9 protein-coding genes and 1 tRNA gene are annotated in these 15,739 nt (G+C 59.6%); 5 read left to right on the plus strand and 5 right to left on the minus strand.

The window, feature by feature from the left end:
- Positions 1-35 precede the first annotated feature (35 nt).
- Complete coding sequence (locus E7T10_RS08405; protein WP_246845968.1) at positions 36-1,085, minus strand: LacI family DNA-binding transcriptional regulator; 1,050 nt, start codon at positions 1,083-1,085, stop codon at positions 36-38.
- Between the two features lie 137 nt (positions 1,086-1,222).
- Between E7T10_RS08405 and E7T10_RS08410 the strand changes: the two genes are divergently transcribed.
- The 3 genes from E7T10_RS08410 (at position 1,223) to E7T10_RS08420 (ending at position 4,519) form a co-directional block, all read left to right on the plus strand.
- Complete coding sequence (locus E7T10_RS08410; RefSeq protein ID WP_246845969.1) at positions 1,223-2,059, plus strand: 2-keto-4-pentenoate hydratase; 837 nt, start codon at positions 1,223-1,225, stop codon at positions 2,057-2,059.
- A gap of 89 nt (positions 2,060-2,148) precedes the next feature.
- The gene (locus E7T10_RS08415; protein WP_137721459.1) at positions 2,149-3,435 is read left to right on the plus strand and encodes an MFS transporter; all 1,287 of its coding nucleotides are present in this window, start codon (positions 2,149-2,151) and stop codon (positions 3,433-3,435) included.
- Between the two features lie 382 nt (positions 3,436-3,817).
- The gene (locus tag E7T10_RS08420) at positions 3,818-4,519 is read left to right on the plus strand and encodes an alpha/beta hydrolase (protein WP_246845970.1); all 702 of its coding nucleotides are present in this window, start codon (positions 3,818-3,820) and stop codon (positions 4,517-4,519) included.
- On the opposite strand, the gene E7T10_RS08425 is transcribed toward E7T10_RS08420, so the two are convergent.
- Positions 4,516-6,078, minus strand: coding sequence for a carboxylesterase/lipase family protein (locus tag E7T10_RS08425; protein ID WP_137721460.1), 1,563 nt, complete (start codon positions 6,076-6,078; stop codon positions 4,516-4,518). The two genes, E7T10_RS08420 and E7T10_RS08425, sit on opposite strands and share 4 nt — an antisense overlap.
- An 862-nt stretch (positions 6,079-6,940) precedes the next feature.
- Here E7T10_RS08425 and E7T10_RS08430 point away from each other — a divergent pair.
- The gene (locus E7T10_RS08430) at positions 6,941-11,134 is read left to right on the plus strand and encodes a glycoside hydrolase family 99-like domain-containing protein (protein ID WP_137721461.1); all 4,194 of its coding nucleotides are present in this window, start codon (positions 6,941-6,943) and stop codon (positions 11,132-11,134) included.
- Complete coding sequence (locus E7T10_RS08435; protein WP_137721462.1) at positions 11,127-12,227, plus strand: polysaccharide pyruvyl transferase family protein; 1,101 nt, start codon at positions 11,127-11,129, stop codon at positions 12,225-12,227. The genes E7T10_RS08430 and E7T10_RS08435 overlap by 8 nt, the downstream gene beginning before the upstream one ends.
- Positions 12,228-13,208: 981 nt before the next feature.
- Here the strand turns inward: E7T10_RS08435 and E7T10_RS08440 are convergent.
- From E7T10_RS08440 to E7T10_RS08450, 3 genes are all read right to left on the minus strand, one after another.
- Positions 13,209-14,398 (minus strand): IS3 family transposase gene (locus tag E7T10_RS08440; RefSeq protein WP_137721463.1). Its coding sequence is split into 2 segments (ribosomal slippage): positions 13,209-14,146 and positions 14,146-14,398, totalling 1,191 coding nucleotides; the frame shifts between segments, so codons are not numbered across the junction.
- Between the two features lie 228 nt (positions 14,399-14,626).
- A tRNA-Ser gene (locus tag E7T10_RS08445) sits at positions 14,627-14,716 on the minus strand.
- Between the two features lie 87 nt (positions 14,717-14,803).
- Positions 14,804-15,736 (minus strand): NAD regulator, encoded by a 933-nt coding sequence (locus E7T10_RS08450; protein ID WP_137721464.1) that lies wholly within the window; start codon positions 15,734-15,736, stop codon positions 14,804-14,806.
- Positions 15,737-15,739 lie beyond the last annotated feature (3 nt).

The raw sequence follows: 15,739 nt of genomic DNA on the forward strand, positions 1-15,739 counted from the left end.
AGCGGTCGGCGCGCGATCACGCGCGCCGACCCGACTCAGCTTGCCGAGATTGCCGACTTGCGCACCACCAGGGCCGGTCGAACTTCCGGCTGCTGCATCTTGGCTGGATCGACGCCGCGCATCGGCGCCAGCAGCTTTTCAGCCGCCATCCGTCCCATGTCGCGGATCGGCAGGCGCACCGAAGTCAGGTTGGGCCAAACCCGCGCCGCCATCGGCAGATCATCGAAGCCGACGACGGACAGGTCGCGCGGCAACTCAAGGCCGCGATCTCGCGCCGCCTGCATAACCCCGATGGCCATGTCGTCGTTGAGGGTAAAGATCGCGGTCGGCGGCGTTTCCAGCGCCAAGAGGGCGTGGCCCGCCTCCACACCTGATTCGAACGTATAGGCGCCTTTGAAATCGTAAGCCGGGTCCAGCGGGATTCCGCGCTCGGCCAGAGCGTCGAGGAACCCCTTGCCCCGCACGGCCGACGACCGGAACAGGTCCGGCCCGCGCACGAGACCGATTCGCTTGTGTCCCAGGTCGGCCAGATGCGCCGCCGCCTCGGCCGCGCCGATCCAGTCATTGGTGACCACCATCGCCTGAGGTTCATCCAACGCCACCGAGGCGATGCGAACATAAGGGCAGTCGAAATCACGCAGCAGGTCGATGACCTGTTCGTCCTCGGACACCGACGGCGGCATGATGACGCCATACAGACGTTGGCGCTCGACGAAGCCCCTGATGTCTTCCAGCAGGGTAGGGGAGTTGCGATTACAAGGATGAACGACCAGTTCCAGGCCGGACCCTTTCAGCGCATCCAGCACGCCTTGCTGCATGTTCACGACGTAGGTCGGGCTGGGGTTGTCGTAGATCAGACCAACGAGGAACGAGCGTCGAAAGGCTAGGCCGCGCGCCTGTGGATCAGGCGTGAACCCCAGAGCCTTGATGACGGCGTTGACCTTTTCGCGCGTGTCTTCCTTGACGAACGGCGACTGATTGATGACCCGTGAGACGGTCTTCTTGGAGACCTGCGCCTCACGGGCGACATCGTTGATGGTTGCCCGCTTGCCCGGCTTGCCGGATCGCGGATCGTCTTGAGCCAAGGCTCGGCTCCTTCCCTGTGTGCAGCTTGAAGGCATAGCCGCGACTCGCGGCCGACGCCATGGGGCTCGGTGAAAGCGCATTGACACCGGTTTCCTTCGTCGCTCTTATCGCAGCCTATTCACGAGGCGACACACCTTTGACTTCGACCCCCTCACTTGCGAGCCAGGCCGACGCGCTGTCGGCCGACCCGGCGGCGATCGCACAGCAGTTCGTCGCCGCGCGTCTGGCGGCGCGCAACACGCCAGACTATCCGGGCGTGATTCCCCAGAGCATGGCCGAATCCTACGCCATCCAGGACGTCGCCATCGGTCTGTTTCCCGATGAAGTCGTGGGTTGGAAGGTGGGCGGTGTGCCGCCTGAGCAGCAACCGAAGCTGGGTATTCATCGTCTGGCCGGCGCCATTTTCGCGCGCAACGTCTGGCCGGCGCCCGGCGACACGGTCGTTCCTTTGCCCGAAATCGAGGGCGGGTTCGCAGCGGTGGAAGCCGAGTTCATTGCTCGGATCGGCGCCGACGCCGATCCCGCCAAGACCGACTGGACCATCAAAGACGCCATGGGCGTCGTGGACAAGGTGTTCATCGGCGTTGAGCTTGCCGGTAGTCCGCTTTCGACGATCAACGACCTGGGATCAGCCGTGGTCGCCTCCGATTTCGGCAACAATGGCGGACTGATGATCGGTCCCGAGGTCGAGAACTGGCGCGAGCGTCTGCACAGCATTGAGGTCGAGACGGTGATCAATGGCGCCAGCGTCGGCACCGGAGGGTCGCAGTCCCTCGCGGGCGGCGCGATGGAATCTGTGCGGTTCTTGCTGGAACACTGCGCGCGCTGGGGCCGTCCTCTGAAGGCGGGCGCGCTGGTTTCGACCGGCGCTGTCACCGGCGTTCACCGTGTCCACGCGGGCGACGAGGCCGTGTGCATCTTCAGGGGTATCGCAGAACTTCACTGTTCGGTCGTCAGGGCCGAAGCCCAGTAACATCATCTGACGCCCAACCCCGCCGCCGTACAGGGACGGAAAAGAGCAGGGACGCGTCGAGGAATATTCAGGAACGGGTTTTCATAACCATGTCAGACGCCTCCGCCGCGCCGCCGATCCAGATCAAGGCGCCATCTCCCGGCAAGTATCGCTGGATCATCATGTGGCTGCTGTTCGCAGCCATGGTCATCAACTACGTCGATCGTCAGATGATCGGCTTCCTCAAGCCGACGCTGTCAGCCGAGTTCGGCTGGTCCGAAACGGACTATGCCGACATCGTCTTCTGGTTCCAGGCGTCCTACGCGGTCGCCTACCTTCTGTGGGGCCGGATCATGGACCGGATCGGCGCGCGCTGGGGTCTGGGGATCGCCTTCGGAATCTGGCAGATCGGCCATATCATGCACGGTGCGGCGCGAGACCTGTCACACTTCATGATGGCGCGGATGGTGCTGGGCGTCGGTGAGGCCGGCGGTTTCCCTGGCGGGATCAAGGCGGTCGCAGAGTGGTTTCCCAAGAAGGAACGCGCCTTCGCGACGGGCCTGTTCAACGCCGGCACCAATATCGGCGCCATCGTCACCCCCCTGATCGTTCCGGGCCTCGTGCTGGCCTTCGGCTGGCAGATGGCCTTCGTCATCACCGGGGCCTTGGGCCTGATCTGGCTGCCGATCTGGCTCTTGGTCTATCGCAAGCCGCGTGAGCAGAAGAAGCTGTCCGCGGCTGAACTGGCCTATATCGAGCAGGACCCGGCCGACGTTGTCGAAAAGGTCAAATGGACCAAACTGCTGACGGTCAAGGAAACCTGGGCCTACGCTCTGGGCAAGTTCCTGATCGATCCGATCTGGTGGATGTTCCTGTTCTGGCTGCCGGACTTCCTGGGCAAGACCTATGGGCTGGACCTGAAGACCTTCGGCCCGCCGCTGGTCGCCATCTATCTGCTGTCCGACATCGGGTCGGTTGGCGGGGGCTGGCTTTCGTCGCGCTTCATGCACAGGGGCATGAGCATCAACAAGGCTCGCAAGATCACCATGTTGATCTGCGCCCTGTGCGCCGTGCCGGTGGCCTTCGCGGCCGAGGCGTCAAACCTTTGGCTTGCGGTCGGCATCATCGGACTGGCGACGGCGGCGCACCAGGGTTTCTCGGCCAATCTCTATGCGCTGCCGGGCGATGTCTTCCCCCGTTCGGCCGTGGGATCGGTCGTCGGCATCGGCGGCATGCTGGGCGCCATCGGCGGCATGGCTATGGCGAAATACGCCGGCTACGTCCTGGAAAAGATCGGCACCTATACGCCCATCTTCATCGTGGCGGCCTCGGCCTATCTGATCGCGCTTCTGGTCATTCACCTGATCACGCCGAAATACGAACTGGCCAAGGTCTGACGAAAGGCTGAGTGGCTCAGCGCCGCTACGTCATCAAGGATTGCGGCCGGGCGAGCGATCGTCCGGCCGTCGTCTTTTCAGGAAGAGAGAACCGTGATGGATGTGGAACGCAGGACGCTTTTAGGTCTGGCGATGGTGGCCGTGGTTGGCGCATCCGGGGCGAAGGCGCAGACAGTGGGGGACAGCGGCCGCGTCGCACCGCCGGACCCAACCGAGATCATCCGCCTATGGCCCGACGGCGCGCCGGGCGGGCAGGGTGTGACCGTCACGCCGGTTGTGCCAGAGCGGTCGACCGATCCCGCTTTCCACGACCGTTACGCGCAATATACGACCGACCCCATCCTGACCGTCTTTCGGCCCCGAGCGGCCGAACGGTTCGGCGATGCTCCTCATCCCCGGCGGCGGCTATCGCTGGGCGGTGCTGGACAAGGAGGGGTATGACGTCGCGCGCGTCTTCGCGGCCAGCGGCACGACCTGTTTCGTCCTGCGCTATCGCCTGCCGGCCGACGGCTGGGCGGCCGGGGCCGATGCGCCCCTTCAGGACGCCCAGCGTGCGATCCGGCTGATCCGCAGCCGCGCCGCTGACTATGCTGTCGATCCGCATAAGATCGCCGTGCTGGGGGCCTCGGCCGGCGGCCATCTGGCGGGGTTGGCCAGCGTCCGGACGGACGCGACCTATAAACCGGTCGACACGGCCGACAGCACATCCTTGCGACCGAATCTGACTGTTCTGATGTACCCGGTCGCGACCATGGCGAACCCTTACGTCCACGCCGGATCGCGGACGCACCTGCTGGGCGATACGCCGTCGGCCGAGCGGATCGCGGCCTATTCTCTGGAGCAGATGGATTGGCGCAATGCAGCGCCCGTCTTCCTGCTGCACGCCGTGGACGACGCGTCCGTGCCGGTGGAGAACAGCCTCCAACTGCTGACCACGCTTAAAGCCGCCGCTGTCCCCACCGAGGCGCATCTGTTCCAGGAAGGCGGCCACGGTTTCGGCGTCCGCCTGATCCAGGGCAAGCCCGCGCAGGTCTGGCCCGATCTGGTGCGCGCCTGGGCCGCCCGGCTGGATTTTCCGCTCTAGGTTCCCGGCTGGATATAGGGAATGGCCGAGAAGAAGGCCCGCTCGTCCCCGCGCGGATCGTCGACCATGCGCGGCTGGATATCCATCAACATCGTCTGTCGGCGAGGCAGCTCATAGCGGTCCCAGCGCGGCAGTCCGGCATGGTTCGGATCGCCGTCGCGAGCCAGGGCGATGAAGCCGTCGCTCATCCGGTCCGACATGATTTGCGCGCCCGGCCCGCGCGTCCGCGAGCCGGACGCCTCGACATTGTCGAACACCAACGGAATGTCGGCGGTATGGAAGGCGCCCTTGCGACCCGAGGCAAGTTCGCCAGGGAAGTCGAGTTGATAGACCCAGGCGGGGGCGCCGGCCTTCGCGCGCTCCTCGGCCTCGATCACCGCGCCGCGCCAGGACCGCCCGGCCGTCGTCGCGGCTATCAGCACCTGGTCGGGCGACCATTCAGGATGCATGGCGAGATAGCCGGCGATCACGGCTTCGGGCGTGATGTCGATCCGCATGACGCCGGGCGACAGTCGCGCCGCTAGGGTGTCCCACGTCAGGCCGACATTCTTCGGGTCGTTGCCCATAAATCCTAGCGTTTCTTCGCGCGTGTTGCCGATGATCATGGGGATTGACCGGCCCAGCGGCGCCGCGTCGGGATAGAAGGGGTGGCGGGGCAGGGTGCGGAAATCCAGCACCGGCCCGAAATACAGGCCGCCAAAGCCCAGGATCGGATCCTCGGCGCTTTGCGCTTCGAGAAGCCGCGCGACCGGCATCGTCGCCGCCTCGGCCGCCCGATCCGGCGTCAGGCCCAAGGCCTTCAGCCATGTCGTGGCTCGCGTCGTGGCGTTGATCGGCCCGGACGCGGTCACCTGCTGACCGCTCATGGTCGCGGCGCGGTGGAACAGACCTTGCGCCGCCGGCGTCGCCATCAGGGTGGCGATCTTTGCGCCCCCGCCGGACTGACCGAACAGCATCACCCTGGACGGATCGCCGCCGAACGCTGCGCTATTGTCGCGTACCCACTGCAGCGCCAGAATCAGATCCAGCTGGCCGACGTTGCCCGAATCTTCGAACCCCGGCGCCAGTCGCGCCAGATAGGCATAGCCGAAAACATTCAGCCGGTGGTTCAGCGTCACCACCACGACATCGCCGCGCGCCGCCAGACGCGTGCCGTCATACAGCGGGTCCGATCCCGATCCGCTCGAATAGGCGCCGCCGTGGATATAGACCATCACTGGCCGCCGACCCGCGTCGGTCCCCGGTGTCCAGACGTTCAGAAACAGGCAGTCTTCGCTTTGATTCGGCTCATCGCCGCGCTGCGGACTGGCCGCGCCGTAACGTGTTGCACGAACCGGGTCGCGCCAAGGCGTCGGCTTCTCCGGCGGCTGAAACCGTCGGGTCGGCGCTCCATATCGCACGCCCTTGAAGACGCTGATCCCGTCCTGTCGCAGACCGATGACCGGCCCGGCTGTGGTCATCACGCGATTTGGCGCCGTCGCCGCAAAAACGCCGGAGGGCGCCGAAAGCAGACCTGCGGTCGCCAAGCTGCTCAGCAGCGCCTTACGTCGCGTGATCATCGATCGTCGCCCATCTGATATCCAACAAGAGTGACCCTGACACCGGTATCATGATCATTCAATGCGCAATGCTTGAGAGCCCGAGATGCAGGCGCAGAAACCCGACGACAAAGGCCGAAGCCTCGTTTCGATAATGTTGGAACTTGGGCTAGGCCTTCGTCAGGCCGGTGGCGGTGCTGCCAGTCCAACGCTAACTTGTCTCCACTGCCGGCTGTATGAAGCAGCTGATCTGGGGCGTGTTTGTTCAAACCGATATCGTTCAAGCGCTAACGCCTTCTAGCGGACGTCATCTGTCATACCGTTTGGCTCTAATTTCGCTTCACTCTCAGCTTTCGCGACGTCGAGGAAATGTTGGCGGCCCGCGGCGCCGACGTCAGCTACGGACCATCCGCCGCCTGATGATCAAGTTCGGTCCGCAGATCGCCAGAAACCTGAATCGGAAAGTCCGAAACTGTCACCACGCTGGCAGTTGGATGAGGTCGTCTGCAATATCGGGGGCTAGCGCGTGTCCCTCTGGCGGGCCGTGGACGACGAGGTGAAGCTGCTAAATGAAAAGGTGCAGAAGCGACGCGACCACGCCGCGGCCCTCGCCTCGATCAGAGCAGGGTTAGGGCGTATCCCAACTTGGCCCTGATACCCTGATAACGCCGATTAACTAACCTCGGCCAGTTGCTACCGAAGCGTGCTTTGAAGGTTCGCGCCTCCCTCGGACCCCCTGAGAATCTCTGTGCGAGCGGGAGCGCGAGGTGATGGACGACCAGCGCTTTGTCAACTTAGCTAGAAAGTTAGCCGGAATTACTTTACTCGCACTGCGCTTGGCCGTGTCCTTGCCTTAAGTTGAATTGCACGGCTAAGAGAATGAATGAGCAAGGATCGCAACGTGAAAAAAAAAACTAAAATCGACGCTCACGAATCGGGGCTCGTTCACTCGACGGTTATCGTCGGATTTGTAGAGGAAGTTTCCTCGACGGCAGTGTCTGGCTGGGCGAAGGCGGAAGGTCGCGACGAGTTCGTAACGGTTGTTGCGTACCAGGACGGGCTTGAGCTTGGTCGCTCAACAGCAGACCATTTCCGTCAAGACTTGCTTGACGCAAGCTTTGGTTCAGGGTCTCACGGCTTTCGCATTGATTTTGTGCAGCCGGTAGAGAGCACTGATAATGTTTCTGTGCAGATCGAGAGCGATTCCAAAGCCGTCACGTTGCCCTTCTCTAATAGGGTCATCGATGCAGAGCAAGTGCTTCCCACCCCGCACGACGTGATCTGTAATATTGACTTTATATCTCAGCGCAACATCACGGGCTGGGCGCGGTCGAACCTGTTCCCCGATGCAAAGGTAATGGTGGAATTTTACCATCAAGAAGAAAAAATTGGCGAGGGGCTAGCAGCACAATTTCGATCAGACCTATTCGACCACGGTCTAGATGACGGCCACTTCGGTTTCTCTGCCCAATTTCGGAATGATTTACCTGCCGAATCTATAGTTGAAATACGGGTCCTAATCCCCGCGAAGCCTTCGCTAGGCGTTGTTAGTACAAAGTTTGTTCCCTTGGCGGCTGAGCCGAAGGGAGTCATGCCGCAACTGCATTTCGCCGGACATGTTGACCATTGTTCTCGCACTGAGGCTTGGGGGTGGGCTTGGTGCAAAGACCATCCAGACCGCTCGGTCTTAGTTCAGGTTTTTGACGAAGGCGTCTTCAGGGGGGAAACGATCGCCGATATGCCGCGCGAGGACCTCATCGGCTGGGGCGTCGGCGATGGCCAATACGGCTTCCGCATAAAGTTTGACCGGCCTTTGACGGGAAGCGAGCAGCCGAAGTTCCGCCTAAGCCTCACTTCGCCTGTCGATTTGGAGCCGGAGCAAATGTTATCGCGGAAACAGGCTAGACATAGCGATCAAGCAAATAGTGAATCTTCACATGAACTCATAAGCTGGCATTCATTCTACTCAAATGCCGGCCCTCGATATGAAGACCAAGAGCAGCTGATAACGCCGATTGAGATGCGTCAAGCTGATGTATTGGCCTACTATCTGCCACAGTTTCATTCGATCGAAGAAAATGATGATTTTTGGGGTCGTCGCTTTACTGAGTGGCGACAGTTGCCGCGCTCGATCCCGCGTTTCCCTGGTCATTACCAACCGCGCATACCCAGAGATCTAGGCTTCTATGATTTGGAAGACGGCTCGGTTTATCGCGAACAGAGCGAACTTGCTAAAGCTGCAGGAATTACGGCTTTTGGAATCTACTATTATTGGTTTGACGCCAAACGTGTTTTGGAAAGGCCGCTGGAGGCCATACTCCAAGGCACAGACGGTCTTCCGTTTTTCCTAGTTTGGGCCAATGAAAATTGGACCCGAACCTGGGACGGATCAGAAAAAGAGGTCTTGCTTGGCCAGAACTATTTATTAGAGGACGACGAAGAGCTGATTGCAGACATCAGCAGGCATCTCGTTCACAAGAACTACTATACTATCGATGGCCGCCCGCTATTCATAATTTATAGGCCCGGCTCTATCCCGGAAGCCGCTTCTAGGATAGCGCATTGGCGGACGATACTGTCTGAAAAATACAACTTGAAGCCGTTGATCTATATGGCTCAAGCTTTCGGGGATACTGATCCCAACGATTTTGGTCTTGATGGCGCGATTGAGTTCCCTCCGCACAAGCTCTCTCAATTTGCTCCATCACGCCCAACCCCGGATGCTTACTCCAAGGAATTCGATGGCCGGGTCATCTCGTATGACCACTTCGTTAGCCGATCGTTAGGCGAGGTAAATCCAGCGTTCCCCCTGATCAAGACAGCGGTGCCAAGTTGGGATAACGACTGTCGAAGACCCAATCGGGGCCTGACATTGGAAAACTCTTCGCCAGAGAAGTTTCAGGCATGGATTTCCGCCCTAGTAGCAAAAAACGCCCATCCTCTGTCGAACGGAAGGGCTGTCATCGCGGTGAATGCCTGGAACGAGTGGGCTGAGGGAGCTTATCTCGAACCGGACGTTCATTACGGCTTTGCATACTTGAACGCACTTAGCCGTGGGAACGCGGGTAGACCAGCGTTGACCAAGCCGTTGCCCAAAGTTACCGTAATTTGCCCCTGCTACAATCACGCTGAGTTCATCGAAGCCCGTCTGTCATCGATTATCGGCCAGACAGTCGCACCTCATGAAATCATCTTTCTTGACGATTGCTCCACTGACGACAGCGTATTGCTTGCTGAGAAAGTGCTTTCTAAGTGTTCTATTCCATACACCATCGTACGCAATGGTACGAATGGCGGCGGACCTTTCCCGCAGTGGCTAAAAGGTATGGATCGAGCCAAGCATGATGTGATTTGGATTGCGGAAACTGATGACTGGTGCGAACCGAACTTCTTAAGAGAGCTGCTGCAAACCCTTGAGGAGACTCCAGGCTGTGTTGCCGCCTTTGGGCGTTCTTCTTGCATCAACGAGTTGTCCGATCCACTCATTGATTTAGATGATTATTATGAGGGACTAGATGGCGTAACGTGGACGTCGCCTTGGAACATGGCCGGCAGCAAGCTTTTCAAAGATAGTTTTGTCGCGCGAAACATCATACCCAATGCGTCATCTCTGTTATTCCGCCGGCCTATTCTATCGCTTAAGGAACGAGATATATTTCAGTCTTTCAGTTTCGCTGGCGATTGGTACTTCTATGCACTGATGCTTAGGGGCGGCACCCTTGCGTATAATCCGGCCGCCGGCTCATTCTTTCGAGTGCGCGCTTCAAGCGCATCTCGTGATAGATTGCTGACGGAAAAGCATCTAGAGGAGCATCGCGTGATCCTTCGGGAGATCGCCAACATTTATAACCCAAAGGTAGAGGCGCTCCAGAAACACGTAGAAATTCTGTCAAGCGTATTTGGGCGGCCACTGGAGTATGAGGATATAACCTCTCTCATTAGCTATTCGCAGCGGTCTGGATCGCTTCGTATTTGCATTGCTGCACATAGTCTGGCGATCGGCGGCGGGGAGATCGTCCCGATCATGCTTGCCAATGCGCTGGTGGAGATGGGTCACTCCGTCACTTACCTAATAGTCGACAGCGCAGAAGATGGCGCTAAGAAGCGTCTGAGACCCGACATCACGGTTTATTATCTAGAGGATGTCATTGACGACTTCGGCGGATTTGTCTCTCATCATCGGTTTGATGTTATCAACTCCCACAACATTAGCGTTGATTATGCTTTGTATCTTCGCCGTATTTCGATAGGCTGCCCCTTTGTATCCTCTTTGCATGGTGGGTATGAGCATGCGGCGCATTTAGTCGATGACCAGTTCCGATCCTATCTTCATGAAACGGTCAACAGATGGTTGTATCTATCTGACAAAAATCTAGAGCCCCTGAAGCTTGGCGACGGTGACAGCGAGGCTTTAGTCAAGGTTTTCAACGCGGCACCGAGGGTACCCGCGGAAAGCCTAGTAACCTATCGAGCTGATCATGGGATTGGCGAAGAGACCTGCCTCTTTGTTCTCTGCTCCAGAGCAGTGGAGGGCAAGGGCTGGGACATTGCCATCGAAACTATTAGAGATGTCGTTCTACGTGGGGGCGATGCCCACCTTCTGTTGATCGGAGATGGTCCGCAGCTTGATCATTACCGGTCCCTCGCCGATGGCTATTCATTCGTGACGTTTGCGGGCTCCGTGGCGGCACCTCTGCCGGTGATGGAGCAATGTGACGTGGCGATTTTTCCGTCGACCTACGCCGGTGAAACAGCTCCCTTATTCTTACTCGAGGCATTCTCCTGTGGGTTGCCTGTGATAACAAGCGACATGGGAGAGATACCGGCTATGATGGGGGAATGTGATGTTATGCCTGGATTTGTCCTGAGCTCAGACGGCTCCCGAGAAGCCTGGGTGCAACTGTTTGCAGATGCGGCTGAGGCAGCGCTGTCGGTGGAGTTGCGTAACGAATTTCAAATTCGGAGCAAGGCCCGCGCTGCGAAATTTGATTTGGACGTGCTGGTGCAGCTTTATACGCGCGTGTTTTCCGAGGTGGCACCGCGAGCTTCGCTTAAGCAGGATCTAACTAATGTTTAAAAACATTGCGGTGATGGGTGTCAAAGACCTGGCAGCGTGGGACGATGTTACAACTGTCTCCCAGGCTCTCGCGGACCTCGGCAACAACAGTGGTAATCTGATGTTCACTCATGCGCTCCAAAGCGTTGTGCGTGGATCTGTATCGGTTGGATTCAACCCGGATCAAAATATGCTGTCGTCTTGCGAGGCAATAATAATAGCGGCGGCTAATTGGGTTAATGAGTTCGAAGACTTCGGCTGGCTTTATTCAAAGCTCAAGACTACCAAGGTTCCCATATTTCTGGTGGGGATCGGTGCCCAGGCTTCTACGACTGGGCTTGCTCCTAACGTACCCGAGGGCACTAGAAAACTGCTTAGCCTCGTTAGCGAACGATCGTACTCAATCTCTTGCCGGGGCGATTATTCTGCTGAAGTCCTCGCATCTCTGGGAATAACAAATGTGGCGGTGACTGGGTGCCCCTCGCTCTTGACGGCTGGCATAAAGGGTCCATCCCTTACAAACAAACGGATACTTAAGCCTTCAGATATTGTTATCCATGGCACGCGCCATTTTTTCCAAAGAGCTGACATCTTTCAGGAAAGTATATATCGGACGGCCTTTAACAATGGACATGACCTCATCATCCAGTCGGAACTTGCTGATATATACTACGCGCTTGAGCGAAAAGGGAACGCAGATATCCTGAGCCGTAGCGCTGCGGTTCTCCCGGATGTGTACGGCGCTGACATTGACTTAATCGACAAATATCTCCGATCTCACGGTCATTTTTATACGAACGTAGCGGACTGGGCTGCTTATATGGCTGGAAAGTCGTTTTGTATTGGGACACGCATACACGGGACGATTGCTTCTCTTCTTGCAGGCACTCCGGCGGTTCTGATTGCTCACGACTCAAGAACGCGAGAGATGGCCGTATCAATGTCAATCCCTTCGATTGACACCCGGCAGGCGGTAAGCTTTAATGAAGATCTGATAGAAGAAATCGTGTCTGGGTTTGAGAGTGCTAGCTTTCTGGCCTCTTACGATAGTTACTACGCCAGCTTTTCGGACTTCTTTTCTGCAAACGGCCTATCGATCCGTCATTCTTTTTGAAGGTATCCATAATATGCGGTTCGAAGTTCACAGCCCTGAGCTCCATAGCTTGGCAATACAAGCTGGTATTTCTTCGGAAAAGGTCCTAACTTCTGATGGAGAGGTGGTTCGCTTAACTCAGGTTTCCAACCCCCTCGAGATTGAGTTCGTTGCTGTGAAATCTGGCGCAGTTACAGTCGAAGTCGTAGGTAGACAGTCCTCATCTGAGGTTTCCGCCAAGGAGATTTATCTGTCCCTTGATAACGCTAATTCGGACATTGGTGACAATGTTATTAAACTAGGGGGTAAGTTGACGAAGCGCATTAAACGCCTTCAATCCCTGGTGCCGGGAACTTATTCTCTGAAGTTGGCCGCTCAGAATCACCGGCCATTCGTTCTCAGTAGGGTTACTATCACCGCCGCCTAACCGGTGTCTACGCGCTGGCTCGCGCGCATAGTGATCGAGAGGGCAGGGGCAAAGCTTCTGGAGGGTCATTCCTCAGTCGTTGCTTTCCATGGTGTTGCTTTAGACTTAGGGCCGATTGTACGATCGATACGCTAAAGCGTCCACACGGAAGATCCGGACGGAGTTGTGGAACGCGGGTTATAAACAAACGCTTTTTCTGGCGTCATGGGAACGAGCCAGACGATTGTTTCACGCTCAGTTTGGGGATGTCGACGAGTTGCTGGCGGCGCGGCACCGACGTTAGCTCCGAGACGATCCGTTGTTGGACCATCAGGTTTGGTCCTCAGATCGCCCTCAACCTGAAGCACAACCGCTGGGCACCGGCGCCATGCTGGCACCGGGACTAGTTCGTCTGCACAATCGGCGTCAAGTAGATGTATATTTGGTGCGTCTATGACGAGGGCGAAGTGTTAGATGTGGTGGGGCAGAAGCGGCGTAACAACGATGCGGCGATGACTTTGCTGAAATGCCCGCTGCGCAAGCCCGAACCCCGAATCTTCACATCGCGTTCTTCAAGCTGACGTGCCCCCCGTTTCTCATCCAGCCATAACAAGAGTCCGAGGTTGATCTGGGTAGAGATTGGTTGGGTTGGCAATAGGGCGGCCTGCGCAGCCGTCAACCAGCGCAGCAGGCCGCCCGGCGTTTCCAGCAAGGGCTTGCGCGTAGGCCTGCGGCGTCAGCCAGCCTAGCTTCGAGTGCGGTCGCCGTTCGTTGTAGTCACGCCGCCAGGCCTCGAGCACCGCGCGCGCGTGCGGCAGGGATCGAAACAGCGTCTCGTTCAGCAGCTCGTCACGCAGGCGCCCGTTGAAGCTCTCATTGAAGCCGTTCTGCTTGGGCTTGCCCGGCGCGATGTAATGCCAGCCGACACCGGTGTCGTCGGCCCACGCCAGGACGGCGTTCGAGGTGTATTCCGTGCCGTTGTCGCTGACGATGGTGTCGGGTCGGCCCCGCTGCCGGATGACGGCGTCCAACTCTCGCACCACCCGAGCGCCCGACAGCGAGGTGTCGGCCACCAACGCCAGGCACTCGCGGGTGCAGTTGTCGATCACCGTGAGGATGCGGAAGCGCCGCCCGTCCGTCAGCTGGTCAGAGACGAAGTCCAGCGACCAGCGCTGGTTGGCCACCAGCGGCAGGTCCAGCGGTCGCCGCGTGCCCATTGCTCGCTTCCGCCCGCCGCGCCGGCGCACCGTCAGCCGTTCCTCACGATAGATCCGCTGAACCCGCTTCTTGTTGACCGCATGGCCCTCGCGCCGCAGCAGGACGTGCAGGCGGCGGTAGCCGAACCGGCGACGCTCCTGGGCGAGGGCCCTCAGCCGGTCGCGCAGAGCGCCGTCGTCCGGGCGCGTCGCCTGATAGCGCACGCTCGTCCGATCGACGCCCAGAACACGGCACGCCCGCCTTTCGCTCATCTCGTAGGCGGCTTGCAGATGACCAGCCGCCTCGCGCCAGCCGGCGGGCGTCATCACTTTTTTCCCAGCAGATCCTTCAGGGCCACGTTGTCCAGCATCGCGTCCGCCAACATTCGCTTGAGCCGGGCGTTCTCGTCTTCAAGCGTCTTCAGCCGCCGAGCCTCCGACACGTCGAGCCCGCCGAACTTGGCCTTCCATTTGTAAAGGGTCGCCGAGCTGACCCCGTGACGCCTACACACCTCCGCCGTCGTCACTCCGGCTTCCTGCTCCCGCAGGATCCCGATGATCTGCTCGTCCGTGAACCTTGATCGCTTCATTCTGTCCGTCCTTCGTTAGGGCGGACTCTAGCTATTCCTGGAGGAGTTTCAGGGGGTCACGTCACTCCGATTGCAGATCGGGCGGAGACTGGGCCGCGCATGGGCGCGGATGATGGACGGAAGGAAGGGGGATCGGGTGGCTGCCACAGGACTTTGGGCCGGCCAAAGGGCCGCGACGAGCCACCAGCTGGCGTGTGGGGGTAAGAGAGACAAGCTAGCTGGGGTCGGTGGCGGAGAGGGTGGGATTCGAACCCACGGTACCCTTCCAGGCACGCCGCATTTCGAGTGCGGTACATTCGACCACTCTGCCACCTCTCCGCGGCGCCGATATCGCTTGGTCGAGCGAGGGGCTTCTCTAGTCGGAGCCGCAGCGCTTCGCAACCCGTCTGTGAAAGAAATCCGACGCTATCTTTGCGCGGGCAAAGACAGGCCCGGCGCGGCGCCGGTCTGGGCGTCCACGCCTTTGAATCGAAACAGTTCGGCAGGCCGGCCGCCCGTGGTGGAAGACAGCTGTCCGGTGGGTTCGACCAGCCCTGTCCGTTCCACGCCGCGCCGGAAATTCTGCTTGTGAAGACTGAGACCCGACACAGCCTCGGCGCCCGCCTGAAGTTCAGACAGGGTGAAGACGCCAGGTGTCAGATCGAACAGGACTGGGCGGTATTTCAGCTTGCTGCGCAGCCGGCCGAGCGCGGTCGCCAGGATGCGCCGGTGATCGGAGGACATGATCCGGCCCGGCATGGGCTGCGTGGGCGACAGGTCGGCGTCGCGCCACGCCTCGGCGACCAGACGCGCTTCGTAGAGCAGTTCATAGCGCTCCAGGACCCGCTCCTCGTTCCAGCGGTGCTCGGGCGTCAAGGCGAACAGCGCGCGGGCGCGGGCCAGGCGGTGCTCGTCGCCATCGGCCCAGGCGTGCAAGCCTTCTGTGATTCGCGCGTCGTGACCGCCGCGCCGGTCTTCCCAAGGAAAGAATTCGAACACAGCGTCCCAGCGGGCGTCGTGGGTCTGGCCTTCCGTCGCGTCAGGCGTCAGGGCCAGGTAGCCGACGGACACCTCTCTGTGACGGCCAGGACCGGGGGTGGCGCGCGGCGAGGCGCGGCCCGCGTCGCCGAACGTGTAGAGCTGTTCGACGAAGCCGAGCCGAAACCCGGTCTGGGCGGTTACGAAGTCCCGCAGAGCGCGTTCGAAGGTGCGGTCGCGCACCGGATCGAACGGCCCGAAGGGCAGGGCGCGCGAACCGTCCTCGGTCGGAGTCGTCAGGACGACGGCCTGTCGGTCTTTCAAGGTCATCACGACCGCCGACAGACCGATGCGAACGCCGTCCTCCGCCCCTTGGGTCATTGC

This window comes from Brevundimonas sp. SGAir0440 (assembly GCF_005484585.1).
Taxonomy (GTDB): Bacteria; Pseudomonadota; Alphaproteobacteria; order Caulobacterales; family Caulobacteraceae; genus Brevundimonas.